Raw genomic sequence first — 23939 nt, 5'->3', positions numbered from 1 at the left:
TCCGCGCAGCGTCGCCGGTTCCGGTGGTGCTGCCACCGCGCACGACACCGAACCCTCGAACGCAAAGGACGAGCAGTTGAAGCTTCGCAAGACCGGACGTATCGCGATCGCCGGCCTGGCCGCCGTGGCCGCGTTGACCCTTACGGCGTGTGGTAGCGATGATTCCGACTCGGGCGGCAAGGGCGAGACCACCTCCGCGGCGGCGGCCACCACCGAGGCGGCCGACGATCTGCCTCCGGTGCCCACCGCCGCCGATCTGAACACCCAGCTCCAGCGCGCGCTCGATCCGGCCGTTCCGAACGAGGAGAAGCTGGAGATGGTGCAGGGCGCCGAGGCCGATCCGGAACTGCCGGGCAAACTGGCGCAGTTCTACGCCGATTCCGGCGCCACCATCGAGGTCACCGAGGTCAACGATTTCGCCGACACCCTGAACGCGAAGGCCAACTTCAAACTGGGCGATACCCAGAATGTGGTCGATGTGCCGTTCGTCGCCGAGAACGGCGTGTGGAAGGTCGAGCAGACCTGGGCCTGCAATATGCTCGCTCAGGCCCAGGTCCAGTCGCCGGCCTGCGTCGCCTGATCCGTGGTTCCGCGTTCCGGCCGGTCTGCCCAGGGCAGACCGGCCGGTTTCGTTCGCGGCGGCATCGTCGTGACCGTGACAGCACTCGAGGGGCCGCGACGGCGTCCCGCTAGGATTGCGCCCCGTGGCTGACACGATTGTGGTGGCGGCGCCCGAGCCGGCGAAGATCTCGATAAGTCCGCGACCGCGATCGAGAGGCGGCTGGGCCCGGCCGGTGGCCTTGGTATCGGCCCTGATCGGTGCGGTGCTGGCGGTGGCGGTGCCGTTCCTGCCGGTGCAGGTGGACGAGGCGACCCTCACCTGGCCACAGACGGATTCCACCGCTTCCGTCGAAGCCCCGCTGGTCGCCTACGCGCCGCTGAGCTTCGACGCGACCGTGCCGTGCGCGGCGATTCTGCAGTTGGACGCCCGCGGCGGCGGAGTGCTGACCGCGACCGCGCCGGACGGTGCCCCCGACCTCGAACGCTACGGTTTCGTGGCCCGCGTCCGGCCCGCGACACCGGAGTCGGGATCGCGTCTCGACGTGGTGTTGCGCAACCAATCGCTGTTCAGCGTCCCCGTCGCCGAGCTCGCGCCCGGCTGCGCGCTCACCGTCGGCGCCGGGATGACCGAATCGGTGGCCACGCTCACCGGCCGGGAACCGGTTGTACTGGGCGGGGACTTCCGGCCGCAACTGGTCGGAGTGTTCAGCGATCTGGACGACCCCGCCGGAACCAGTGTCACCGCCGAAGTCGACAGCCGGTTCAGTTCCTCGCCCACTCCGATCAAACAGGTGGCTATCTGGTCGGCGGTACTGGCGACCCTCATCGCCCTGCTCGCGCTGCACCGCCTGGACTCCACCGACGGCCGCCGGGCCCGCCGGTTCCTGCCGGCCCGCTGGTGGACCTTCCGCCCCATCGACGGCGTGGTGCTGGGCACCCTGGTCCTGTGGCATTTCATCGGTGCCACCACCTCCGACGACGGCTACCAGTTCGGTATGGGCCGCACCTCGCTGACCGCCGGGTACATGGCGAACTACTTCCGGTACTTCGGGGTCCCGGAGAATCCGGTCGGGACCCCGTACTACGACCTCATCGGCCAGATGGCCCAGCTGAGCACCGCCAGCCCGTGGGTGCGGCTGCCGTCGCTGCTCGCGGGCATCCTGGCCTGGCTGGTGATCAGCCGCGAGGTGGTGCCGCGATTCGGTGCCGCCCTGCACCGCAACCGATTCGTGCCCTGGACCGGTGCGCTGGTCTTCCTGGCGGTCTGGCTGCCGTACAACAACGGACTGCGCCCGGAACCCATCGTCGCGCTGGGTGTGCTGCTGACCTGGTGTTCGGTCGAGCGCGGGATCGCCACCCGGCGGCTGCTGCCGTTCGCGGTGGCCATTCTGATCGCGGCGTTCAGTTGTACCGCCGGGCCGCACGGCGTCATCTGCGTCGCCGCCCTGCTCGCCGGACTGCGCCCACTGTTCAAAACCGTCGCCGCGCGGGCGCCGCGGCTGGGCTGGCTCGCCCAGCTGCTGCCTCTGGCCGCCGCCGGGGTCCTGGTCCTGGTGGTGGCGTTCGCGGACCAGCCGTTCAGCGCGATGCAGGAGATGCGCCGGGTCCACGAACTGGCCGGGCCGCATGTGCTCTGGTACGACGAATACCTGCGCTACCAGTACCTTTTCATGGGCACCGTGGACGGTTCGGTGGCCCGCCGCTTCGGCATCTTCGTGATGGTGGCGGGTCTGGTGGTCTGCCTGCTCACCCTGCTGCACAAGGGCGGCAAGATCCCGACGGCCGCGCTGGGCCCCTCCCGCCGGATCCTCGGGGTCACCGTCGGCGCCATGGCGCTGATGATGACCACACCCACCAAATGGACCCATCATCTCGGTGTCTTCGCGGGACTGGCCGGTGCGGTGGCGGTGCTCACCGCGGTCGCCGTCGGACCGCGGGTGATGCGCGGACCGCGTAACCGGGCGCTGTTCGCCGCGGCGGTGGCGTTCCTGCTGGCGCTGGTGTTCTCCGGGCCGAACGGCTGGTGGTACGTCTCCTCCTACAGCATCCCGTGGTGGGACAAACTGCCGTCCGTGGCGGGGTTCGCCGTCAACAAGATCTTCCTGCTGGGCGCGGTGCTGCTGCTGGCGCTGGCCGCCTGGTGGCATGTCCGGGCCCCGGATCGGGGTCATCACCGGATCTCGCGCTGGGGCTGGCGATTCGTCAAGGTGCCGCCGCTGGCGGTGGCCGCCGCGTTCATGGTGCTGTTCGAGGTGGCGTCCTTCGCGAAGGGGGCGGTGACCCAGTACCCGGCCTTCTCGCTGGCGAGTTCCAACCTCGGTGCGCTCGCCGGGAACACCTGCGGGCTGGCCCCGCAGGTGCTGGTGGAGACCGATCCCAATCGTGGCGGGCTGACGCCGCTGTCCGGCGACGCCGGCGCCGCGCTGGCCGGTACCGGCACCGGGTTCACGCCCACCGGGGTGGCCGCCGATCTGAGCGCCGACGCCGAGGAGGGCGCCGACGCCGCGATCGCGGATTCGGTGGGGTCGGGCGGCTCCGGTGACGGTGTCGCCACCGAAACCGCTGGTCCCGCACTGCCGTTCGGGCTCGACCCGGCCACCCCGGTCCAGGGCAGCTATCACGCGGACGGACCCGCCGAACTGACCAGCGGGTGGTACCGGCTGCCGCCGGTGGCCGAACGCGCGGAGATCCTCGCGCTGAGCGCCGCCGGACGGATCTGGTCCCGTGACGCCGACGGTGTGGTCACCCACGGGCAGTCGCTCGAACTCGAATTCGGTTCCACCACCGCCGCGGGCGGGTCGGCGGCCGAACCGGTCCCGCTGCGCCGGGTCAATCCGATCGATATCGGGCCGGCCCCGTCCTGGCGTAATCTCCGGGTGCCGCTCGCGCCCTACGCCGACGCCGATACGGTGCGCATCGTCGCCGCCGACCGGGATCGTGATCCCCGCCAGTGGCTGGCCTTCACCCCGCCCCGGATCCCGCAGACCCAGGACCTGAACACCGTTGTCGGTTCCGAGGATCCGGTCCTGCTGGACTGGGCGGTGGGCCTGCAATTCCCGTGCCAGCGCCCGTTCGACCACCGCATCGGCATCGCCGAAACACCGAAGTACCGGATTCTGCCGGACCGGGTCGGTGCCCACGACACCAACCTGTGGCAGAACCACGACGGCGGCGGCCCGCTCGGCTGGACCGATCTGCTGCTGCACGCCCGGACGCTGCCGACCTACCTGGACAACGACTGGGACCGGGATTGGGGGCAGCTGCAGCAGTTCCTGCCGCGGGATCCCGGTACGGTGCCGGCGCGGCCGCGGGTGACCCGGGCGGAGCACTCCGGAACCTGGACACCCGGTCCGATCAACGTCGCCTGGTAGGTCCGCGACCGACCGGCTGGCTACGCTGACTGCCATGTCGACAACTGTGCAGGCGGCCCGATCGGCCGGCCTCACCGCGGACGAGGTGACCCAACGGCGCCGGGACGGTCTCACCAACGATGTGCCGGACCGGGCCAGTCGCTCGGTGCGCGATATCGTCCGGGGGAATGTGTTCACCCGGATCAACGCCATCCTCGGTGTGCTGTTCGTCCTGGTCATGGCCACCGGCTCGGTGATCGACGGGATGTTCGGATTACTGATCGTGGCCAACAGCGCGGTCGGCATCATCCAGGAGGTCCGGGCCAAACGGACCCTCGACCGGCTGGCCATTGTCGGGCAGGCCCGGCCCACGGTCCGCCGGGACGGTCACGCCCAGCAGATCGCGCCCAGCGAGGTCGTGCTGGACGATCTGATCGAACTCGGACCCGGCGACCAGATCGTGGTCGACGGTGTGGTCGCCGAGGCCGAACTGCTCGAGGTGGATGAATCGCTGCTCACCGGCGAAGCCGACGATGTGGCCAAGGAATCCGGTGCCCAGGTGCTGTCCGGCAGCTATGTGGTGTCCGGTTCGGGCGCCTATCGGGCCACCAAGGTCGGAAAGGACGCCTACGCCGCCAAACTGGCCGAGGAGGCCAGCAAGTTCACGCTGGTGAACTCCGAACTGCGCAACGGTATCGACACCATCCTCAAGGTCATCACCTATCTGCTGATTCCGGCGGGTGCGCTGAGCATCTACAACCAGCTGGTCTCCAGCGGCGAATCCTGGCGGCCGGCGGTCACCGGGATGGTGGCCGCCCTGGTCCCGATGGTGCCGGAGGGTCTGGTGCTGATGACCTCGATCGCTTTCGCGGTCGGCGTGGTCCGGCTGGGGCAGCGCAAATGCCTGGTCCAGGAACTGCCCGCGATCGAGGGTCTGGCGCGGGTGGACGTGGTGTGCGCGGATAAGACCGGCACGCTCACCGAGAACGGTATGCGGCTGGCCGAACTCCGGATGCTGGAGACCGCGGCCGACGCGGAACACCGGGCCCGGCAGGCGCTGGCGGCCATGGCCGCCGACGATCCCCGGCCGAACGCGAGTGTGCAGGCCGTCGCCGAAGCGTTGCCGGACGGCCCCGGCTGGACGTACACCGCGGTGGCGCCGTTCTCCTCGGCCAAGAAATGGAGCGGGTTCTCCTACGGCGAGCACGGCGACTGGCTGCTGGGCGCTCCCGACGTCCTGCTGGATTCCGGATCCGCCGACGCGCGCGCCGCCGAGGAACTCGGCGCGAGCGGTTTGCGGGTCTTGCTGCTGGCCCGCGGGGACCGGGCGGTCGACGCCCCGGACGCGCCCGGCGCCCTCACCCCGGTGGCGCTGGTCGTGCTCGAACAGAAGGTGCGGCCGGACGCCCGCGACACCCTGGACTATTTCGCGAGCCAGGACGTCGACATCAAGGTGATCTCCGGCGACAACGCCGTTTCGGTCGGCGCGGTCGCCGCCTCGCTGGACCTGCCCGGCGGCGACCGGGCGGTCGACGCGCGCACCCTGCCGGAGGACCGTGCGGAACTGGCCGCGGTACTGGAGGACAAGACCACCTTCGGCCGGGTGCGGCCGGATCAGAAGCGCGCCATGGTGGCGGCGCTGCAGTCCCGTGGGCATACCGTGGCCATGACCGGCGACGGCGTGAACGACGTGCTCGCGCTCAAGGACGCCGATATCGGTGTGGCCATGGGTGCGGGCAGCCCCGCCACCCGCGCGGTCGCGCAGATCGTGCTGCTGGACAACAAATTCGCCACCCTGCCGTACGTGGTGGGCGAGGGCCGGCGGGTGATCGGCAATATCGAGCGGGTCTCGAATCTGTTCCTCACCAAAACCGTGTACTCCGTTCTGCTGGCGTTCCTGGTGGGCGTCGCGGGGGTGGGTTCGCAGATCTTCGGTTACGAACCCATCGGCTACCCGTTCCTGCCCCGCCATGTGACGATCGCGGCCTGGTTCACCATCGGCATCCCGGCGTTCATCCTGTCGCTGGCGCCGAACAACGAACGGGCCCGTACCGGTTTCGTGGGGCGGGTGATGCGGCTGGCGATTCCCTCGGGCGTGGTGATCGGGGCGGCGACGTTCGTGGCGTACCTGATCGCCTACGCCGGGCCCGAGGCCAGCGAACAGCAGAAGATACAGGCCGGGACCACCGCGCTCATCACCCTGATCATGATCGCGGTCTGGGTGCTGGCGATCGTCGCGCGGCCCTACAACTGGTGGAAGATCGTGCTGCTGGCGGTCTCGGTGGCGGCGTACCTGATTCTGTTCACGGTGCCGTTCACCCGCGAGTTCTTCGCCCTCGACCCGTCGAACGCCGCACTCACCACCGCCGCGTTCATATGCGGGGCGGTGGGGATCGTCCTGGTGGAGGTGGCCTGGTGGGTGAGCGCCACCCTGCGCGGCGAATCGCACAAACTGGTCCCGGCGGCGCCCGGCGAGTCCGGGTAGCCGAGCCGCCGGGAGCCGGGACAGCCGATCGGACATAGGATCTCGGAGGGGCCCGGCGATGGTCCGGGTGGGCGGGGCACCCGCATACCAGGAGAGGACGAAGACGTGGCGGAATCCTTCGAGGTGCGTCCGGCGCAGCGCGCCGATATCGATGCGCTGGCGCGAACCCTCGGCGCGGCGTTCCAGGAGGATCCGGTGATGTCGTGGGTCGTACCCGATCCCCGCCGCCGGGCGGCCGGCGCGCCGCGGTTCTTCGCCACCCAGACCCGCCATCAGCACTTCGCCCACGGCGGGGTGGATATCGCGGTCGATCGGTCCGGCCGGATCGGCGGGGCCGCGCTCTGGGATCCGCCCGGGAACTGGCGGCCCTCGCCCAGGTCCGAACTCAGGATGTTTCCGCAGATGGTGCGTGCCTTCGGCACTCGGCTGCTCGTAGGTAAACGGCTGGCGGACACCATGTCCGGGGTGCATCCGGACGAGCCACATTGGTATCTGGCGGTACTCGGCACCGACCCCTCGGTACGCGGAGCCGGTTACGGGCAGGCGCTGTTGCGGTCCCGGCTGGACCGGTGTGATCGGGACGGGGTGCCCGCCTATCTCGAATCGAGCAATAAATCCAACGTTCCCTACTACGAAAGGTTCGGGTTCGAGGTCACCGCCACGATCAGCGTCCCCGATGGCGGTCCGGACCTGTGGGCGATGTGGCGGCCGCCGGTTCCGCCCGGTTGAGCCGCGACCCCCGCGCGGCCGGCCGGGAACCGGGGGAACACGCCGTGACCCCGTCCTGACCGGCCCGCGAGGAGCGCGAGATGGCTTGTGCGGGGCGCATATTCAAGTCTGGAGTACCTTCATGGCATGGAGGTTCTGCTGCACCAGATCGACGCGTTCGCCGACGCACCGTTCTCCGGTAACCCGGCAGCGGTGATGCCGTTGCCCACCTGGTTGCCCGATACCGTGCTGCAACAGGTCGCCGAGGAGAACAACCTCGCCGAGACCGCCTTCTATACCTCGCGGTTACCCCCGGAGGCCGGGCCGCCGCCCGGCGATTGTCCCGCCTACCACCTCCGCTGGTTCACTCCGGCGACAGAGGTGGAGATGTGCGGACACGCCACCCTGGCCGCCGCTTCGCAGATCCTCACCGATATCGAGCCGGGGCTGGATCGGGTGGCCTTCTTCACCCGCAGCGGCTGGTTGCCGGTGGACCGTACCGATGACGACGAGTACATCCTGGATCTCCCCGCGGTGGCGTCGTCGCCGGCCGATCCCGATCCCGCGCTGCTCGCCGCGCTGGGGGTGCAACCGCTGGCGGCCTATACCGGTGCCGATGTGGTGATCGTCGTGGACGGCGAGCGCCGCGTCCGCGACCTGGCCCCGGCGCTGAGCGCCTTTCCACCGGTACCCCGGGGCGTCGTGGTCACCGCCCGGGGTGACGAGGTCGATTTCGTCTCCCGTTTCTTCGGCCCCGGCGTCGGGGTCCCCGAGGATCCGGTGACCGGTTCCGCGCATGCGCAGCTCGCGCCGCTGTGGGCGGCGGAACTGGGCGGAACCCGCTTCACCGCCCGCCAATTGTCTCGGCGCGGCGGCACGCTCGGCGTGGAACTGGCCGGCGACCGGGTGCTGCTGACAGGGCGCTGCCACCGGTATCTCGACGGCGTGGTGACACTGGACTTCTGAGCGTGACGCCGGACTTCTGAGTCAGCCGGCCGGGACCGGGCCGTCGTCGGCGGGCGGGACGATCGGATCGCCGGTATCGGGCAGCAGGGGCGCCACCGCGAACCGTCCCGCCACCGCATCGGCCGGGAGTGCCTGGACGGCGCGGATTCCCGGCCGATCGGCGAGCTCACGCAAGCGGCCGAGCGGCGCCCGGACGACCACGCCGGGGGCGCAGGCGCAGCCGGCCCGCAGCCGGTTCGCCGCGACCTCGAGGATCTGTGCGGGGCGAGTATCCGGGACTGTGTACCGGAGCCGGTCGGTCAGCTGCCAGGCGGCGTCGGTACCGGAACGCCGCAGGGCGGTGTCACCGCCGGGGACCTGCACGGCCACCAGGGGCGTGGCGACCCGCGGCACCGGGACCTGATACAGCGCCTGACCCACGCGGACCCCGGTGGTCGCGGCGGGCAGCTCGCCGGCGGTGCGATAGTCGCCGAAGGAGACGAGGGCCCAGCGGTCACCGTCGTCGGGGCCGGCCAGCGAATCGCGCGCCCGATCGAGGTATCCGGCGACGGTGTCACCGGGTTCCGGGCCGAGCCGGTCGGTGGATACGCCTTCGTCGCGGGGCGGATTCGCGACGCCCAGCACCACGGCGAGCGCGGCGCACAGCACCACCGCCGCCCCGTAGCCGAGGCCCCGGGACCAGCGCCGGCCGCCCCGGGCGGGGTCGGACGCCGGCGCCGGGTCCTGGTCGCTCACGGCCGGTGCTCAGGCGTCGCGCAGAGTGCGCAGCGCGTGGGTGAGGTCGTCCGGGTATTCGCTGGTGATCTCGAGGTAGCGGCCGTCGGCCGGATGCTGGAAGCCCAGCGACCGGGCGTGCAGCCACTGGCGTTGCAGTCCGAGCCGTTCGGCCAGCCGGGGATCGGCGCCGTAGGTGAGGTCACCGCAGCACGGATGCCGGATCGCGGAGAAATGCACGCGGATCTGGTGGGTGCGGCCGGTTTCCAGATGGATATCGAGCAGGCTCGCGGCCTGGAATGCCTCCACCGTGTCGTAGTGGGTGACGCTGGGGCGGCCATCCGAGGTGACCGCGAATTTCCAGTCGCCGCCCCGGGCCCGGCCGATGGGCGCGTCGATGGTGCCGCTGCTGGGGTCGGGATGGCCCTGGACCAGCGCGTGATAACGCTTGTCGATCGTGCGCTGTTTGAACGCCCGCTTCAGCACGGTGTAGGCGTGCTCGGACTGCGCCACCACCATGACCCCGGAGGTACCGACGTCGAGACGGTGCACGATGCCCTGGCGTTCGTGCGCGCCGGAGGTCGAGATCCGGTAGCCGGCGGCGGCCAGCCCGCCGATCACGGTGGGACCGCTCCAGCCGACCCCGGTGTGCGCGGCCACGCCGACCGGTTTGTCCACCGCGACGATATCGTCGTCGGCGTAGAGGATTTTCATACCCTCGACCGGTTCGGCCTCGATCGTCAGCTCCCGCCGGGGTTCCGGGAAGACCACTTCGAGCCAGGCGCCGGCGGTGAGCCGATCCGATTTCCCGGCGGGGGTGCCGTCGAGCTGGACCGACCCTTCCTCCGCCAGGGTCGCCACCGCGGTCCGGGACAGGCCGAGCAGCCGGGACAGCCCGGCGTCCACGCGCATACCGTCGAGCCCGTCCGGGACGGGCATGGTCCGGGTTTCCCTCATGCGGCAGCGCCTCCGGCTCCGGCGGCCCGGTTCTGCGGGGAGTCGTCGCGATCGGGTCCGGGTGGGTCGGTGGGCGTGGCCCCGTCTTCTCCGGTGGGTGTGGGGGCCGGGGCTTTTCCGGCCGATTCCCGCTGGTAGCGGGTGCCGTCGGGTTCGTATCCGAAGAGGGTGAGCACGACCAGCAGGATCGCGCCGCAGACGATCGACGAATCGGCGACGTTGAACACCGGCCACCAGCCGACGGACACGAAATCCACCACATGGCCCTGCATCGGGCCGGGTTCACGGAACAGCCGGTCCATCAGATTGCCCAGCGCGCCGCCGAGGACTCCGCCCAGGCCCACGGCCCACAGTGGGGACCGCAGACTCCGCCCGATCCGCAGCACCCCGATCACCACGGCGGCCGCTATGAGGGTGAGCAGCCAGGTCATCCCGGTGGCCATGGAGAAGGCGGCGCCCGGATTGCGTACCAGCACCAGCTCGACGAAATCCCCGATGACCGGCACTCGTTCACCGGGCCGGATCCAGGCGACCACGGCCACCTTGGTGACCAGATCGAGGACGAACAGGGTCACCGCGATCGTCAGCAGCAGCCGCAGCCGGGTCCGGGGCTGTGCGCCGGTGCCGCCGGGAGCGTCGGTGTTCGCCGTGCCGGGGGAGGCGTGGGTGCCGGCCGTCCCGCGGGGGGCGTCGGCGCCGGGGGCGTCGTCGGGGTCCTGCTCGGGCGTAGGCCGGTCGTCACTCACGCCGACCATCATCTCTCGAGCGGGCCGGGCCGGGCACCGTGGGCACCCGCGAGCGGACTCCGGGGCCCGCGGGGCGGCGCGTCGCGACCGGCTCCGGCCGATACCGGCGGGACCCGCCCGCGGAGATCCGCGATGTCCCAGGTCTTCCTCAGGTAGGCCTCGTAGGCTGTCGGGCGTGACGGTGTTGTGTTCGTTTCCCACGCCCCGGGTGGCGCGGTCCAGAGTGCTGATGCTGGTTCTCGCGGTGGGACTCACCGCATTCGGCGCCGGATGCGCCGACGGCGGGGAATCGACGGCCGAATCGGACGGCACCGAACCGCTGGGCATCGGGAACGAGGTCACCGTGCCGATCGCCGCCGCGGTCGTCACCACGGTCGATCCGGGCAGCGAACCCCGTTCGACGCTGCGTCCCTCCTACTACGACGGCACCGTCCAGGCGGTCACGTTGCGTACCGACCACCGGATCCAGCAGCAGATCGACAACCAGCAGGTGCGCGATTTCTCGAGCCCGGCCCTGACGATCCCGATGACCGCCACCACCGATTCCGGCGGGGTCGAACTCACCCTGGGCTCGGTCACCACCCCGGATCCGGCGCTGTCGGAGGCCCTCACCGCCGCCGACGGTACGCACGCCGGTTTCGAGATGAGCGAACTCGGTGGTATCACCGCCCTGCGCTTGGCGCCCGCACCGGATACGTCCAACTCCGCACGAGCGGCCCTGGAGCAGGCGTTCTATCAGGCCGTCTACCGGTCGGTGACGTTCCCGGACGAACCCGTCGGGGTGGGCGCGGTCTGGCGGGTGCAGCAGACCGTCGGCGGCGGCGTCGATCTGGACCAGGTCACCACCGCGACCCTCCTGGCCCGTGACGGCGGCCGGCTGACAATCCGGCTGGACGTCACGCAGACCCCGAAATCGGATATCTGGGACCTCCCCAACGAGGCCGGAACACTCGATATCGAGGATTACGCGATGCAGGGCAGCGGCGAGGTCACCGTGGACCTGGGCCTGCCGCTGCCGATCGCCGGGTCGATCAGCATCGGCGGTCACCAGTTCTACCGCAACCCGCGCACCGCCACGGCCCTGCGGCAGGTCATCGAAACGAACGTCAGCTGGGGCGGCTGACCGGACGCGCGCACGGGCGGGCGGCCGGGGCATAGGCTCGAGGTGTCCGGCAACCGACCCGAGACCCGGAGGTCTTGCGATGTCCGATGTCAGCTCTGTACCCGAAGGTTATCCGACCATTTCGCCAGGTCTGGCGATCGCGGGCGCGTCCGACGCGGTCGAGTTCTACAAATCGGTGCTGGGCGCCACCGAGCGGATGCGGATGCCCGGACCCGACGGCACCGTGCTGCACTGTGAACTGCTGATCGGCAATTCGGTGCTGATGCTCGGCGACCCCGCGCCCGATATGGCCTTCCGCGATCCGCATTCCATCGGCGGTACGCCCGTCAACCTGTACTGCTACGTCCCGGATGCCGAGGCCGCCCACGCGGCCGCTCTCGCCGCCGGCGCCACCGAGATCAGCGCCCCGCAAACCCAGTTCTACGGCGACCGCACCGCGTCGTTCGCCGACCCCTGGGGACATCAGTGGACCGTCGCGACCCATGTCGAGGATATCGACCCCGAGGAGATGCGGCGGCGGATGGACCAGCTCGGATCCTGATCCACGGCACCCGTCCCGCACCCACGCCTGTCGTGGGATGACTACGATGATGCGGATCTGGGAAGCAGGAGAAGGGTCTGGCGGATGCGGGTGCTGGCCGTGGACGACGAGCAGCCGGCGCTGGACGAGCTGCTCTATCTGTTGCGCGGCGAACCGTCGGTGACCGAGGTGCACGGCGCCGGGGACGCGACCGCCGCGCTGCGGATCCTGCGATCCCACGGCGCCGACGCGGTGTTCCTCGATATCAACATGCCCGGCCTGGACGGGATGGAACTGGCCGGGGTCCTGGGGGAATTCGCCAATCCGCCCGCGATCGTGTTCGTCACCGCGCACGAGGATCACGCGGTGGCCGCGTTCGATCTGGGCGCGGTCGACTACCTGCTCAAACCGGTCCGGCAGGAACGGCTGGGCGCGGCGCTGCGCCGGGTGGCGGCCCATCGGGCGCGGCCCGGGGCCGAGGCGGATCCGGTCGGCAACAACGAGGTCATCCCCGTCGAGCTGGCGGGGGTGACGACACTGGTGCATCGCTCCCAGGTGAGCTGGGTGGAGGCCGAGGGCGACTATGCCCGGCTGCACACCGACACCGGTTCCCATCTGGTGCGCATTCCGCTCTCGGCGCTACAGGAACGCTGGCGGGACGGCTTCCTGCGGGTGCACCGCTCCTATCTGGTGGCACTGGGCCGGGTGACCGGATTGCGCACGGTCGGCTCGTCGACGCGGGTCTGCCTGCGCGGGGCCGGTCCGGTGGAACTGCCGGTGAGCCGACGTCAGGTCCGCGAACTGAAGCAGCGTCTGGTGCACGGACCGCATACACCGCCGGAGCGGCGATGATCGGCCCGCCGCCGAAACCGCCGCGGGAGCGGGTGGTGCTGGCCGAACGCCGGGGTGCGCGCCGGGTCCGGACCCGGTCCGAGGTCGCCGAGCAGACCGAGATCGGGGAGGCGCTGATCGGTGGTCTGATCCGGGCCCAGCTGGGACTGGCGCTGAGTTGCGGGCTGGTGATCGCGGTCCTGCTGGCGGCGCTGCCGCTGCTGTTCGAGGTACGCGCGGTCGCCGAAACGGTGGTGCTGGGGATCCGGCTGCCGTGGCTGGTGCTGGGCGGGGCCGCCTATCCGCTGCTGTGGCTCACCGGCCGTGTCTACCTGCGGCTCTCGGAGCGCAACGAAAACGATTTCCTCGAACTCACCGGGGATTGACGTGCGGGAGGTGGTGCGCGCCGGCGGGGCGGCCGCGGTGCGATCCGGTGGGGTTGCGACATGGAACGCCCGAGCGCGCGCCGGGTGGGTCGTTCGGGGGAGCGCCGCGTGAACGCGTCCGGTTTGACGGTGGCGGCGCTGCTGGCGGCGGCCGTGGCGACGGTGACCCTGGGGGTGTACGGCGTGCGCTGGGCGCGGACGACCTCCGACTTCCTGGTGGCCTCGCGCAGTGTGGGCCCGCGCTGGAACGCGGCCGCGGTCTCCGGGGAGTATCTGTCGGCCGCCTCGTTTCTCGGTGTCGCCGGGTTGATCGCCAAATACGGCGCCGACGCGCTCTGGTACCCGGTGGGTTTCACCGCGGGCTATCTGGCACTGCTGCTGTTCGTGGCCGCCCCGCTGCGGCGTTCGGGCGCCTACACGGTGCCCGACTTCGCCGAGTTCCGCCTCGGTTCGCCCCGGGTGCGCCGGCTCGCGGCACTGGTGGTGGTGCTGGTGTGCGCGGTGTATGTGATCCCGCAGTTCCAGGGCGCCGGCCTCACCCTGCACATCCTGCTGGGAGTGCCGGGCTGGGTGGGTGCGGTGGCGATCGCGGCGATCGTCGTGGCCAACGTGATGGGCGGCGGGATGCGGTCGATCACCCTTGTCCAGGCGTTCCAGTACTGGCTGAAACTGACCGCGGTGGCGCTGCCGGCACTGGTACTGGTGCTGCATTTCTTCGGCGACGGCCATCCCGGGCCGGGCGGCGGGATCGGCGCACCGGCCCCGCCGACGGTGAGCGAACGGACCACGGTGGAGGTGGCCACGCCGGTGCTGGTGCAGCTGGCCGAACCGCAGTGGGTCACGGTGCACGGCGTGCTCGGCGATCAGCCGGTCGACGGGCCGGTCCTGCTGACCGTGGGCACCCATGAACTCGCCCGCGACACCCGGCTGGTACTCGAACCCGGCGCGGCGGTCCCGGTGGTGGCGGGTGCCCCGGCCGACGGTGCCCACTGGCTGCTGCCCGGCGGCGGTTTCGCCGGCCCGCACCCGCGCTATCAGGTGTATTCGTTGATGATCGCGACCTTCCTGGGCACGATGGGCCTGCCGCATGTGCTGGTGCGTTTCTACACCAACCGCGACGGTCGTGCCGCCCGGTCCACCGCACTCACGGTGATCGCGCTGGTCGGGGTCTTCTATCTGTTCCCGGTCCTGCTCGGGGTGTTCGCCCGGCTCTACGTACCGCAGCTGCTGATAACCGGCACCTCGGACGCGGCCGTGCTGCTGTTGCCGTCCTCGGCGCTGGCCGGACTCCCGGGACAGTTGCTGGCCGCACTGGTCGCGGCCGGGGCCATGGCGGCCTTCCTGTCGACCTCGTCCGGACTGGTGGTGAGTATCGCCGGGGTGCTGAGCACCGATGTGCTGCGCGGGCGGATCCGGGACTTCCGGGTCGCCGCCTTGGCGGCGGGCGCGGTCCCGCTGGGCGTTTCACTGTTCGTGGTGTCGCTGGACCTCTCCCGGACCGTCGGTCTGGCGTTCTCGCTCGCGGCGGCGACGCTGTGTCCGTTGCTGGTGCTGGGGATCTGGTGGCGTGGACTCACCGCGGCGGGCGCGGCGGCCGGATTGGTGACCGGCGGTCTGGTCGCGGGTGGGGCGACCGTGGTGTCGGTGCTGGGCGGAGTTTCCGACACCCTGGCCGGAGGCTGGCCCGCCGCGCTGCTCGGGTATCCGGCGGCAGTCGCGGTTCCGCTGGCCTTCGGGTCGATGGTACTGGTCAGCCGGTTCACCACCGGATCGTCCGGGGTGGCGCGGGCATTCGTGCGGATGCATGCGCCGGAGCGGCTCGGAATGGGCGCGGACCGGGAGCCCGGAGCGCGTCCACAGGGGTAGCCGAGCGGGTTCCGGACCCGACCGTTCGTCGCGGCCCAGCGACCGCTCACCGCACAGCCGCGCCGGTTCGGCGAGTGATGCGGATCACATCTATCGGTGAACCATTCGGCCTCGCTAGTTTCGGGCAGGTAACACACATCATATTGCGAGGACCCGGCATGACCGATACGGATCTCGACGACAGCGGCGGGCAGCCCACCGGGCCCGCCGATTTCGTCGCCGCGCAAGCCAGTCCGGAGTTCCAGGAACTCCGCACCCGGCTGCGCCGCTTCATCTTCCCCATGACCGCGCTGTTCCTGATCTGGTACCTCGGCTACGTGCTGCTCGGTGCCTACGCGCACGATTTCATGGGCACCAAGGTCTTCGGTGAGGTGAACGTCGGACTTCTGCTGGGCCTGGGCCAGTTCGTCTCGACCTTCCTCATCACGGGCCTCTATGTCCGGTTCGCCAACCGCGAACTGGATCCGCGGGCCGCGGCGCTGCGTGCCGAACTGGAAGGAAGCGGATCGTGACCACGCTCTACGCGGCCGACACCACCGTCGGAAACCCCGCCGCCAATATCGGTATCTTCGCCCTGTTCGTCGTGGTCACCATGATCGTGGTGTTCTGGGCGGGCCGTAACACGCGCGGCGCCACCGACTACTTCACCGGCGGCCGCGGTTTCACCGGCCCGCAGAACGGTGTGGCCATCGCCGGCGACTATCTGTCCGCCGCGAGTTTCCTCGGTATCGCGGGCGCGATCGCCGTCTACGGCTACGACGGCTTCCTGTACTCGATCGGCTTCCTGGTGGCCTGGCTGGTGGCGCTGCTGCTGGTGGCCGAGATGCTGCGCAACACCGGCAAATTCACCATGGCCGATGTGCTCAGTTTCCGGCTGAAACAGCGACCGGTCCGCACCGCGGCCGCGATCAGCACCCTGGCGGTCTCGCTGTTCTATCTGCTCGCGCAGATGGCCGGCGCCGGTGGTCTGGTGGCCCTGCTGCTGGACGTTTCCAGTAAGACCGGGCAGGCCGTGGTGATCGCCGTGGTCGGTGTGCTGATGATCGTGTACGTGCTGGTGGGCGGTATGAAGGGCACCACCTGGGTGCAGATCATCAAGGCCGTCCTGCTCATCGCCGGCGCTGCGGTGATGACGGTGATGGTGCTGGCGAAATTCGGGTTCGATATCTCGGAGATCCTGGGCGGCGCGCAGAGCGCGATCACCGGTTCCGAGAGCGAGAAGGTCGCCGCCCGCGATGTCCTGGCGCCCGGCGCCCAGTACGGCGGCAGTGAGATGTCGAAACTGAACTTCGTCTCGCTGGGGCTGGCACTGGTACTCGGCACCGCCGGTCTGCCGCATGTGCTGATGCGCTTCTATACCGTGCCGACCGCCAAGGAAGCCCGCCGCTCGGTGGTCTGGGCGATCGTGCTGATCGGCGCCTTCTACCTGTTCACCCTGGTGCTCGGTTACGGTGCGGCCGCGATCGTCGGCCCGGATCGCATCCTCGGCGCGGCCGGCGGGCAGAACTCCGCGGCACCGCTGCTGGCATTCGAGCTGGGCGGGGTGATCCTGCTCGGAGTCATCTCCGCGGTGGCGTTCGCGACAATTCTCGCGGTGGTGGCAGGTCTGACCATCACGGCCTCGGCCTCGTTCGCGCACGATATCTACGCCAATGTGATCCGCGGCGGGAAGGTCGACGACAACGCGCAGGTCCGGGTCTCCCGGATCACCGCGGTGGTGATCGGCATCCTGGCCATCGGCCTGGGCATCCTCGCCAACGGCCAGAACATCGCGTTCCTGGTGGCACTGGCCTTCGCGGTCGCCGCGTCGGCGAACCTGCCCACGATCCTGTATTCGCTGTTCTGGCGGCGGTTCAACACCACCGGCGCGCTGTTCAGCATGTACGGCGGGCTGATCTCCACCATCGTGCTGATCGTGTTCTCCCCGGCGGTATCGGGATCGTCCACGGCCATGCTGCCGGATCTGGACTTCGACTGGTTCCCGCTGTCGAACCCGGGCATCGTCTCCATCCCGCTGGCCTTCGTGCTCGGCGTGGTGGGCACCTACCTCGGTGGCAAGGACGCCGAGGATCCGGTGAAGGCCGCGGAAATGGAAGTCCGGTCGCTGACCGGCGTCGGCGCGGAAAAGGCTGTAGTGCACTGATCCGGAAACCCCGGGCGGCGCCGCGGCGCCACCCGGGGCCGGTGCACGCGCCGGCCGGTCCCCGCTCTGTGAGGGTGAGCGGGGGCCGGCCGTTGTCGTTTCACGGACGGATACCGGCCCGGAACTTGGGCACCCGCATACTCACCTTCGTCCCCGCCCCGGGCGCGGTGTCCACGATCAGGCCGTAGTCGTTGCCGAACGCGGCGCGCAGCCGGTCGTCGACATTGGCCAGCCCGATATGCGCGGCCTCCCGTCCGGCGCCGGGTCCGGTGCCGGACGCGTCCAGCGATCCCGACCGCAGCAACTCGGGATCCATGCCCGCGCCGTCGTCCTCGACGCTGATCACACAGTCGGTTCCCGCGTCACGCGCCTCGATGGTCACCGTGCCGCCGCCGGGCGTACCCGCGAGACCGTGCCGTACCGCGTTCTCCACCAGCGGTTGCAAGGCCAGGAACGGCAGGGTCACCGGCAGTACCTCGGGGGCGATCCGCAGGCGGACCTGCAGGGCGTCGCCGAAGCGGGCCCGTTCCAGTTCCAGATAGCGTTCGATATTGCGCAGTTCGTCGGCCAGTACCGTGTATTCGCCCGCGGCGCGGAACGAATACCGGGTGAAATCGGCGAAATCCAGGATGAGTTCGCGGGCCCGGGCCGGATCGGTGCGCACGAACGAGGCGATGGTGTTGAGCGCGTTGTAGATGAAATGCGGGCTGATCTGGGCCCGCAGCGCCCGCACCTCGGCACGGTCGAGCCGGGACCGGGACGCGTCGAGTTCGGCCAGTTCGAGCTGGCCGCAGGCATACCGGGCCACCTCGGACAACGCGCCGAGCGTACCGGGACCCGGCCGGGTGCCGGTGACCATACCCAGCGCTCCCGCCACCACACCGCTGTCGGTGAGCAGCGGCTGGGCTACCAGGGTGCGTCCCGGACGCTCGGGATCGGGAACGTGGACCAGCACCGGTCGTTCGCCGGCCAGTGCGCGTTCGGCCGCCTCGGTGAACTCGCCGGTGAGACCCCGGTGCGTCCCGTCCCAGGCCAGGAGTTCGCCCTCCGGGCCGGCCACTCCCAGTCCCTCGGCTCCGACGAGGGTCCGCAGGTGGGGTGCCGCGTCCAGCGCGGATTCCGGCGTCAGCCCCCGGCGCAGCGACCGCGCCGCCAGTGACGCGGTGTGCAGGGCGGCGTGGACCGCGCGTTCGGCGGGGGTGGTGACCAACCGGCGGGGCCGGGCCCAGATGAGCAGGGCGGCCGCGAGCACGACCGCCGCGGCCGCGGCAGTGAGCACGGCCGCGGTCATCGCGCCCTCGGTGTCCTCTCGCCGCGAGGCCGCCGGTTCACCTCGTTCACCACCTGGATCGTCCCGCCTGCTCGCCGCTCGTTCCGGCTCTCCATACGCGGTGAGCCCGGGCCCCGCCCGCGAACAGCTCGCCGGCCGGGGCCGGTCATCGTCTCACGCTTCCCGCGGCAACCGCCATTGCCGCGGGAAACCTTCTCCGGAGGCGATAACCGGCCCGGGCCGGCGACCCGGTGCGGGCCGAGGGCCGGAGCGGACCCGGTGGGACGGGCGTGCGGCACCGTCGCCGAACGGAGCTGCGCCGTGCCCGTTTATCGGTGGGATCGCGGAGTGCCGGCGCTCACCCCTGGTACTTGGTCACGGTGAAGTCCACCGACCCCGGCTCGGGGACATGGGCGGCGCCGACGGTGACGGTCGCGGTGAACCGGCCGATACCGGGCCGGAACAGGGCCGAGCGGCCATCGTTCATCCAGTGCCCGGGACCGTTCGCGGTCTTGGTGACCGCTCCGGTGGCCCCGGTGTCCAGATTGCGCCAGTTCAGCGTGACCGGCAGGCTGCACGAGCCGACGCCGAACATGATCGTCGAAACCGTGAACGCGGCGTGCTCGGGGTAGGCGTCACCGGTGACCGAGGCGTCGAGCTGAGCGACACAGGGTCCCTGGGCGAGCGAGTACACCGTGTCGAACGAGCCGCCGTCGGTCGCGGCGGCCGGAGCCGATGTGGCCGTGAGCGCCGCCACTGTCATCGCCGCGGCGATGGCCGGCAGGGCGAGCGCCGTCCGTGCTGTCATCGTTCACCTCGCTGGGTCGATCGGGCACTGTGCGGGTCGATCGTCGGACGCGCCGGCGGGTCTCCGGCGGAGAAGCGCTGCGGCGCATCCTCGTACGTGACGCGGCCCGACCCTACCAGTGCCGGGCCGGATCGGTGATCGAATCGGGGTGTGCGGGCGGGACACCCCGGCCGACACGCCCGGACCGGGAGGCACGCCGAACCGCCGCCGGAGCTGTCGGTGGGTGCGCATAAACTCGCTACACCACCCCCGCCGAGCCCATTGGGAGGAAGGACAGATCTTGGCCCCCTCGTCCGGATTCGTTCATCTGCACAACCACACCGAGTACTCGATGCTCGACGGGGCAGCCAAGATCTCCCCGCTGTTCGCCGAGGCCGAACGCCTCGGGATGAGCGCGGTGGGCATGACCGACCACGGCAATATGTACGGCGCCGCCGAGTTCTTCCAGTCGGCGAAGAAGACCGGTATCAAGCCGATCATCGGTATCGAGGCCTACGTCGCCCCCGGTTCGCGGTTCAACACCAAACGAATCCAATGGGGTGATCCGAGCCAGAAGAGCGACGACGTCTCCGGTTCGGGCGCCTACACGCATATGACGATGGTCGCCGAGAACGCGACCGGCCTGCGGAATCTGTTCAAACTGTCCTCCCTGGCCAGTATCGAGGGCCAGCTCGGCAAATGGGCGCGGATGGACGAGGAGCTCATCGCCGCGCACGCCGAGGGCATCATCGCCACCACCGGCTGCCCGTCGGGTGAGGTCCAGACGCGGCTGCGCCTCGGGCACGACCGGGAAGCGCTGGAGGCCGCCGCCAAATGGCAGGAGATCTTCGGCCGCGACAATTTCTTCCTCGAGGTGATGGACCACGGTCTCTCCATCGAGAAGCGGGTGCGGCAGGGTCTGCTCGAGGTCGGCCGGACCCTGGATATTCCGCCGCTGGCCACCAACGACTGCCACTACGTCACCAAGGAACACGCGAGCAACCACGAGGCGTTGCTGTGTATCCAGACCGGCAAGACCCTGTCCGATCCCACCCGGTTCAAATTCGACGGCGACGGCTACTTCCTGAAATCGGCCGACGAGATGCGCGCGCTGTGGGACGCCGAGGTGCCCGGTGCCTGCGACAACACCGTCTGGATCGGGGAGCGGGTCCAGTCCTATGCCGAGGTGTGGGAACACCGCGACCGGATGCCGGTCTTCCCGGTCCCCGAGGGCGAGGACCAGTCCGGCTGGCTGCGTAAGGAGGTGCACCGCGGCCTGGAGCGTCGTTTCCCGGACGGCGTGCCGCGCGAATATGTCGAACGCGCCGAATTCGAGCTGAACGTCATCATCGAGATGGGTTTCCCGGCCTACTTCCTGGTGGTCGGCGATCTGATCAACCACGCTCGCGAGGTCGGTATCCGAGTCGGTCCGGGCCGCGGCTCGGCGGCCGGTTCGCTGGTGGCCTACGCCATGGGGATCACCAATATCGATCCGATTCCGCACGGGCTGCTGTTCGAGCGGTTCCTCAATCCCGAGCGCGTCTCGATGCCCGATATCGATATCGACTTCGACGATCGCCGCCGCGGTGAGATGGTCCGCTACGCCACCGACCGCTGGGGTAGTGACCGGGTCGCCCAGGTCATCACCTTCGGCACCATCAAAACCAAGGCCGCCATCAAGGATTCGGCGCGAGTCCAGTTCGGCCAGCCGGGCTTCGCCATCGCCGACCAGATCTCCAAGGCCCTGCCGCCGCCGATCATGGCGAAGGACATTCCGCTGTCCGGGATCATGGATCCCGAGCACGAGCGGTACAAGGAAGCGGCCGAGGTCCGCGAACTCATCGGCAGCAATCCCGATGTCGCGAAGATCTACGAGACCGCGCGGGGTCTCGAGGGACTGATCCGCAACGCGGGCGTGCACGCCTGCGCGGTGATCATGTCCTCGGAACCGCTGATGGACGCGATCCCGCTGTGGAAACGCGCGCAGGACGGCGCCATCATCACCGGCTGGGACTACCCGTCGTGTGAGGCCATCGGCCTGCTCAAGATGGACTTCCTCGGCCTGCGCAACCTCACCGTCATCGGCGACGCGCTGGACAACATCTCCTCCAATCGCGGTATCGACCTCGATATGGACAATCTGCCGCTCGACGATCCGGCCACCTACGAATTGCTCTCCCGCGGCGACACCCTCGGCGTCTTCCAGCTCGACGGCAGCGCGATGCGCGATCTGCTGCGCCGGATGCAGCCCACCGGTTTCGAGGATATCGTCGCGGTGCTCGCGCTGTACCGGCCCGGCCCGATGGGCATGAACGCGCACAACGACTACGCCGATCGTAAGAACGGCCGCCAGCAGGTCAAACCGATCCATCCCGAGCTGGAGGAACCCCTGAAAGAGATCCTGGCCGATACCTTCGGCCTGATCGTCTATCAGGAGCAGATCATGCAGATCGCGCAGAAGGTCGCCGGGTATTCGCTCGGCCGAGCCGATATCCTGCGCCGCGCCATGGGTAAGAAGAAGGCCGAGGTCCTCGAAGCCGAATTCGAGGGTTTCGAGGCCGGTATGCAATCGAACGGGTTCTCGAAGCCGGCGATCAAGGCGCTGTGGGACACGATTCTCCCGTTCGCCGGATACGCGTTCAACAAATCGCATGCCGCCGGTTACGGGCTGGTGTCCTTCTGGACCGCCTACCTGAAGGCCAACTTCAAGGCCGAATATATGGCGGGCCTGCTCACCTCGGTCGGCGACGACAAGGACAAGGCCGCGATCTACCTGTCGGATTGCCGCAAACTCGGTATCACCGTCCTGCCGCCGGACGTCAACGAATCGGAGACCAACTTCGCCTCGGTGGGCGCCGATATCCGGTTCGGCCTGGGCGCGGTGCGCAATGTCGGCCAGAACGTGGTCAATTCGATCATCAACGCCCGCACCGAGAAATCGAAGTTCACCGATTTCTCCGATTATCTGAACAAGATCGATACGGTGGCCTGCACCAAGAAGGTGACCGAATCACTGATCAAGGCCGGAGCCTTCGATTCGCTGAACCATCCCCGCAAGGGGCTCATGCTGGTGCACTCCGACGCCATCGACGCGGTCATGTCCACCAAGAAGGCCGAGGCCATCGGCCAGTTCGATCTGTTCGGCGGGATGGACGACGACAGCGGTGAATCGGTGTCCTCGGTATTCGACGTCAAGGTGCCCGACGACGAGTGGGAGAGCAAGCACCGGCTGGCGCTGGAACGGGAGATGCTGGGTCTCTACGTCTCCGGCCACCCCCTCAACGGCGTGGACCACGTGCTGGCGGCGCAGGCCGATACCCAGATCCCGACCATTCTGGAAGGCGCTGTCAAGGACGGCACCCAGGTCACCGTCGGCGGTATCCTCGCCTCGGTGAACCGCCGGATCAACAAGAACGGCCTGGCGTGGGCGTCCTGCCAGATCGAGGATCTCACCGGTGGTATCGAGGTGCTGTTCTTCCCGCAGGCCTACTCGGTGTACGGCATGGATGTGGTGGAGGACGCGGTCGTCCTGGTGAAGGCGCGGGTCTCGATGCGCGACGACCGGATCTCGCTCATCGCCAACGATCTCGCCGTACCGGACCTGTCGGCCATCGGGGTGGCGAAACCGCTCGCGGTGACCATCTCCACCCGGATGTGCACCCCCGACAAGATCGGCGAACTGAAGCGGGTGCTGTCCCGGCACCCCGGTACCTCCGATGTGCATCTGCGCCATGTCGGTGCCCGGGAGAAGACCACGATGCTCAAACTGGCCGACAGTCTGCGCGTGGAACCGTCGTCGGCGCTCATGGGTGATCTGAAGGCACTGCTCGGCCCGGGGTGTCTCGCGAGCTGAGCCGACCGGGCGGTTCGGCCTCAGTGGCTGACAGCGACACCCAGGGATTGGGTATCGATGAAGGCGGGCCCGACGTCGCCTTTGAAAACGTCCAGTTCACGGATGCCGAACCCCGCGGATTCGAGGAGAGCCCGGATATTGCGGTTCAGGTGGCAACCGCCGGCGATGCGCTGCTGGATCGGATCGAGCCGATGCTGCCAGCGCTGGACCTTCGGGTCCGGTGCCAGGCCGTGTTCGACGAAGTGCAGGGTGCCTCCCGGTACCAGTACCCGCCTGACCTCGGCGAGGGCAGCGGCGATATCCGGGATGGTGCACATCGTCCAGGTGGACAGTGCCGTGTCGAAACTGTTGTCCGGGAACGGGAGCGACTGACCGTCGAGGCCGGCCCGCTCCACCGGCACCTTCGCCGCGGCGAGTCGGCGGGCGGCGAGTTTCCAGCCCAGATCGGCGGGTTCCACCGCGCTCACCGTGGTGACGGCAGCCGGGTAGAACGGCACGTTGAGACCCGAGCCGAAGCCGAGTTCGACCACTCGGCCCGATAGACCGGAGCAGACGCGTTCGCGCAGCGGCTCGTTGGCCTTCACGCCGCAGGCCGTATTGACCAGTCGCGGGACGAAATGATCGCGGTAGATTCCCACGCCCTCTACTCTGGCACTCCTGACCTGCGAAAGCC

General features: G+C 69.4%; 19 protein-coding genes. 13 read left to right on the top strand and 6 right to left on the bottom strand.

Annotated elements, in window-relative coordinates; all coding sequences use genetic code 11:
• Positions 1 to 76 precede the first annotated feature (76 nt).
• The 5 genes from AB0F41_RS13025 to AB0F41_RS13005 all read left to right on the top strand — a co-directional run bounded on the left by AB0F41_RS13025 (position 77) and on the right by AB0F41_RS13005 (position 8070).
• Positions 77 to 580, top strand: coding sequence for a hypothetical protein (locus tag AB0F41_RS13025; RefSeq protein WP_357423197.1), 504 nt, complete (start codon positions 77 to 79; stop codon positions 578 to 580).
• Between the two features lie 166 nt (positions 581 to 746).
• Positions 747 to 3932, top strand: coding sequence for an arabinosyltransferase domain-containing protein (locus AB0F41_RS13020; RefSeq protein WP_357423245.1), 3186 nt, complete (start codon positions 747 to 749; stop codon positions 3930 to 3932).
• A 34-nt stretch (positions 3933 to 3966) separates the two neighbouring features.
• Positions 3967 to 6396: an HAD-IC family P-type ATPase gene (locus AB0F41_RS13015; protein ID WP_357423195.1), complete on the top strand. Its 2430-nt coding sequence runs from the start codon at positions 3967 to 3969 to the stop codon at positions 6394 to 6396.
• Positions 6397 to 6501: 105 nt separating this feature from the next.
• Complete coding sequence (locus AB0F41_RS13010) at positions 6502 to 7125, top strand: GNAT family N-acetyltransferase (RefSeq protein WP_357423193.1); 624 nt, start codon at positions 6502 to 6504, stop codon at positions 7123 to 7125.
• A 126-nt stretch (positions 7126 to 7251) separates the two neighbouring features.
• Positions 7252 to 8070 (top strand): PhzF family phenazine biosynthesis protein, encoded by an 819-nt coding sequence (locus AB0F41_RS13005; protein WP_357423191.1) that lies wholly within the window; start codon positions 7252 to 7254, stop codon positions 8068 to 8070.
• Between the two features lie 21 nt (positions 8071 to 8091).
• On the opposite strand, the gene AB0F41_RS13000 is transcribed toward AB0F41_RS13005, so the two are convergent.
• From AB0F41_RS13000 to lspA, 3 genes are read right to left on the bottom strand one after another with little or no spacing between them, the layout of a single operon-like run.
• Entirely contained in the window at positions 8092 to 8805 is a 714-nt protein-coding gene (locus AB0F41_RS13000; protein WP_357423189.1) for a hypothetical protein, read from the bottom strand.
• A 9-nt stretch (positions 8806 to 8814) separates the two neighbouring features.
• Positions 8815 to 9741, bottom strand: coding sequence for an RluA family pseudouridine synthase (locus AB0F41_RS12995; protein WP_357423187.1), 927 nt, complete (start codon positions 9739 to 9741; stop codon positions 8815 to 8817).
• Positions 9738 to 10496 (bottom strand): signal peptidase II, encoded by a 759-nt coding sequence (lspA, locus tag AB0F41_RS12990; protein WP_357423243.1) that lies wholly within the window; start codon positions 10494 to 10496, stop codon positions 9738 to 9740. Before lspA ends, AB0F41_RS12995 begins: the two co-directional genes overlap by 4 nt.
• A gap of 166 nt (positions 10497 to 10662) precedes the next feature.
• On the opposite strand from lspA, the gene AB0F41_RS12985 reads away from it, so the two are divergent.
• The 7 genes from AB0F41_RS12985 to AB0F41_RS12955 all read left to right on the top strand — a co-directional run bounded on the left by AB0F41_RS12985 (position 10663) and on the right by AB0F41_RS12955 (position 17356).
• Positions 10663 to 11610, top strand: a complete 948-nt coding sequence (locus AB0F41_RS12985) for a hypothetical protein (RefSeq protein ID WP_357423185.1) — start codon at positions 10663 to 10665, stop codon at positions 11608 to 11610.
• 79 nt (positions 11611 to 11689) lie between these two features.
• Positions 11690 to 12151 carry a VOC family protein gene (locus tag AB0F41_RS12980; protein WP_357423183.1) on the top strand — a complete coding sequence of 154 codons (462 nt, stop codon included), beginning with the start codon at positions 11690 to 11692 and terminating at the stop codon, positions 12149 to 12151.
• Positions 12152 to 12235: 84 nt separating this feature from the next.
• Positions 12236 to 12982, top strand: a complete 747-nt coding sequence (locus tag AB0F41_RS12975; RefSeq protein WP_357423181.1) for a LytTR family DNA-binding domain-containing protein — start codon at positions 12236 to 12238, stop codon at positions 12980 to 12982.
• On the top strand, positions 12979 to 13347 hold the full coding sequence (locus tag AB0F41_RS12970; RefSeq protein WP_357423179.1) for a hypothetical protein: 369 nt from the start codon (positions 12979 to 12981) through the stop codon (positions 13345 to 13347). The genes AB0F41_RS12975 and AB0F41_RS12970 overlap by 4 nt, the downstream gene beginning before the upstream one ends.
• A gap of 60 nt (positions 13348 to 13407) precedes the next feature.
• Complete coding sequence (locus AB0F41_RS12965) at positions 13408 to 15213, top strand: cation acetate symporter (RefSeq protein ID WP_357423177.1); 1806 nt, start codon at positions 13408 to 13410, stop codon at positions 15211 to 15213.
• Between the two features lie 158 nt (positions 15214 to 15371).
• The gene (locus tag AB0F41_RS12960) at positions 15372 to 15725 is read left to right on the top strand and encodes a DUF485 domain-containing protein (RefSeq protein WP_357423175.1); all 354 of its coding nucleotides are present in this window, start codon (positions 15372 to 15374) and stop codon (positions 15723 to 15725) included.
• Positions 15722 to 17356 (top strand): cation acetate symporter, encoded by a 1635-nt coding sequence (locus tag AB0F41_RS12955; RefSeq protein WP_357423173.1) that lies wholly within the window; start codon positions 15722 to 15724, stop codon positions 17354 to 17356. The genes AB0F41_RS12960 and AB0F41_RS12955 overlap by 4 nt, the downstream gene beginning before the upstream one ends.
• A gap of 100 nt (positions 17357 to 17456) precedes the next feature.
• On the opposite strand, the gene AB0F41_RS12950 is transcribed toward AB0F41_RS12955, so the two are convergent.
• Together AB0F41_RS12950 and AB0F41_RS12945 are read right to left on the bottom strand one after the other, a co-directional pair.
• A complete protein-coding gene (locus tag AB0F41_RS12950) occupies positions 17457 to 18647 on the bottom strand; it encodes a histidine kinase (RefSeq protein ID WP_357423171.1) in 1191 nt (396 codons plus the stop codon).
• Between the two features lie 337 nt (positions 18648 to 18984).
• The gene (locus tag AB0F41_RS12945; protein ID WP_357423170.1) at positions 18985 to 19434 is read right to left on the bottom strand and encodes a hypothetical protein; all 450 of its coding nucleotides are present in this window, start codon (positions 19432 to 19434) and stop codon (positions 18985 to 18987) included.
• A 280-nt stretch (positions 19435 to 19714) separates the two neighbouring features.
• On the opposite strand from AB0F41_RS12945, the gene dnaE reads away from it, so the two are divergent.
• Positions 19715 to 23266, top strand: a complete 3552-nt coding sequence (dnaE, locus tag AB0F41_RS12940) for a DNA polymerase III subunit alpha (RefSeq protein ID WP_357423168.1) — start codon at positions 19715 to 19717, stop codon at positions 23264 to 23266.
• A gap of 20 nt (positions 23267 to 23286) precedes the next feature.
• Here dnaE and AB0F41_RS12935 read toward each other — a convergent pair whose 3' ends face one another.
• A complete protein-coding gene (locus tag AB0F41_RS12935) occupies positions 23287 to 23904 on the bottom strand; it encodes a class I SAM-dependent methyltransferase (protein WP_357423166.1) in 618 nt (205 codons plus the stop codon).
• Between the last annotated feature and the right edge of the window lie 35 nt (positions 23905 to 23939).

The organism is Nocardia sp. NPDC024068, assembly GCF_040638875.1.
Classification (GTDB): domain Bacteria; phylum Actinomycetota; class Actinomycetes; order Mycobacteriales; family Mycobacteriaceae; genus Nocardia.
This window is presented reverse-complemented; position numbering and strand designations above follow the sequence as displayed.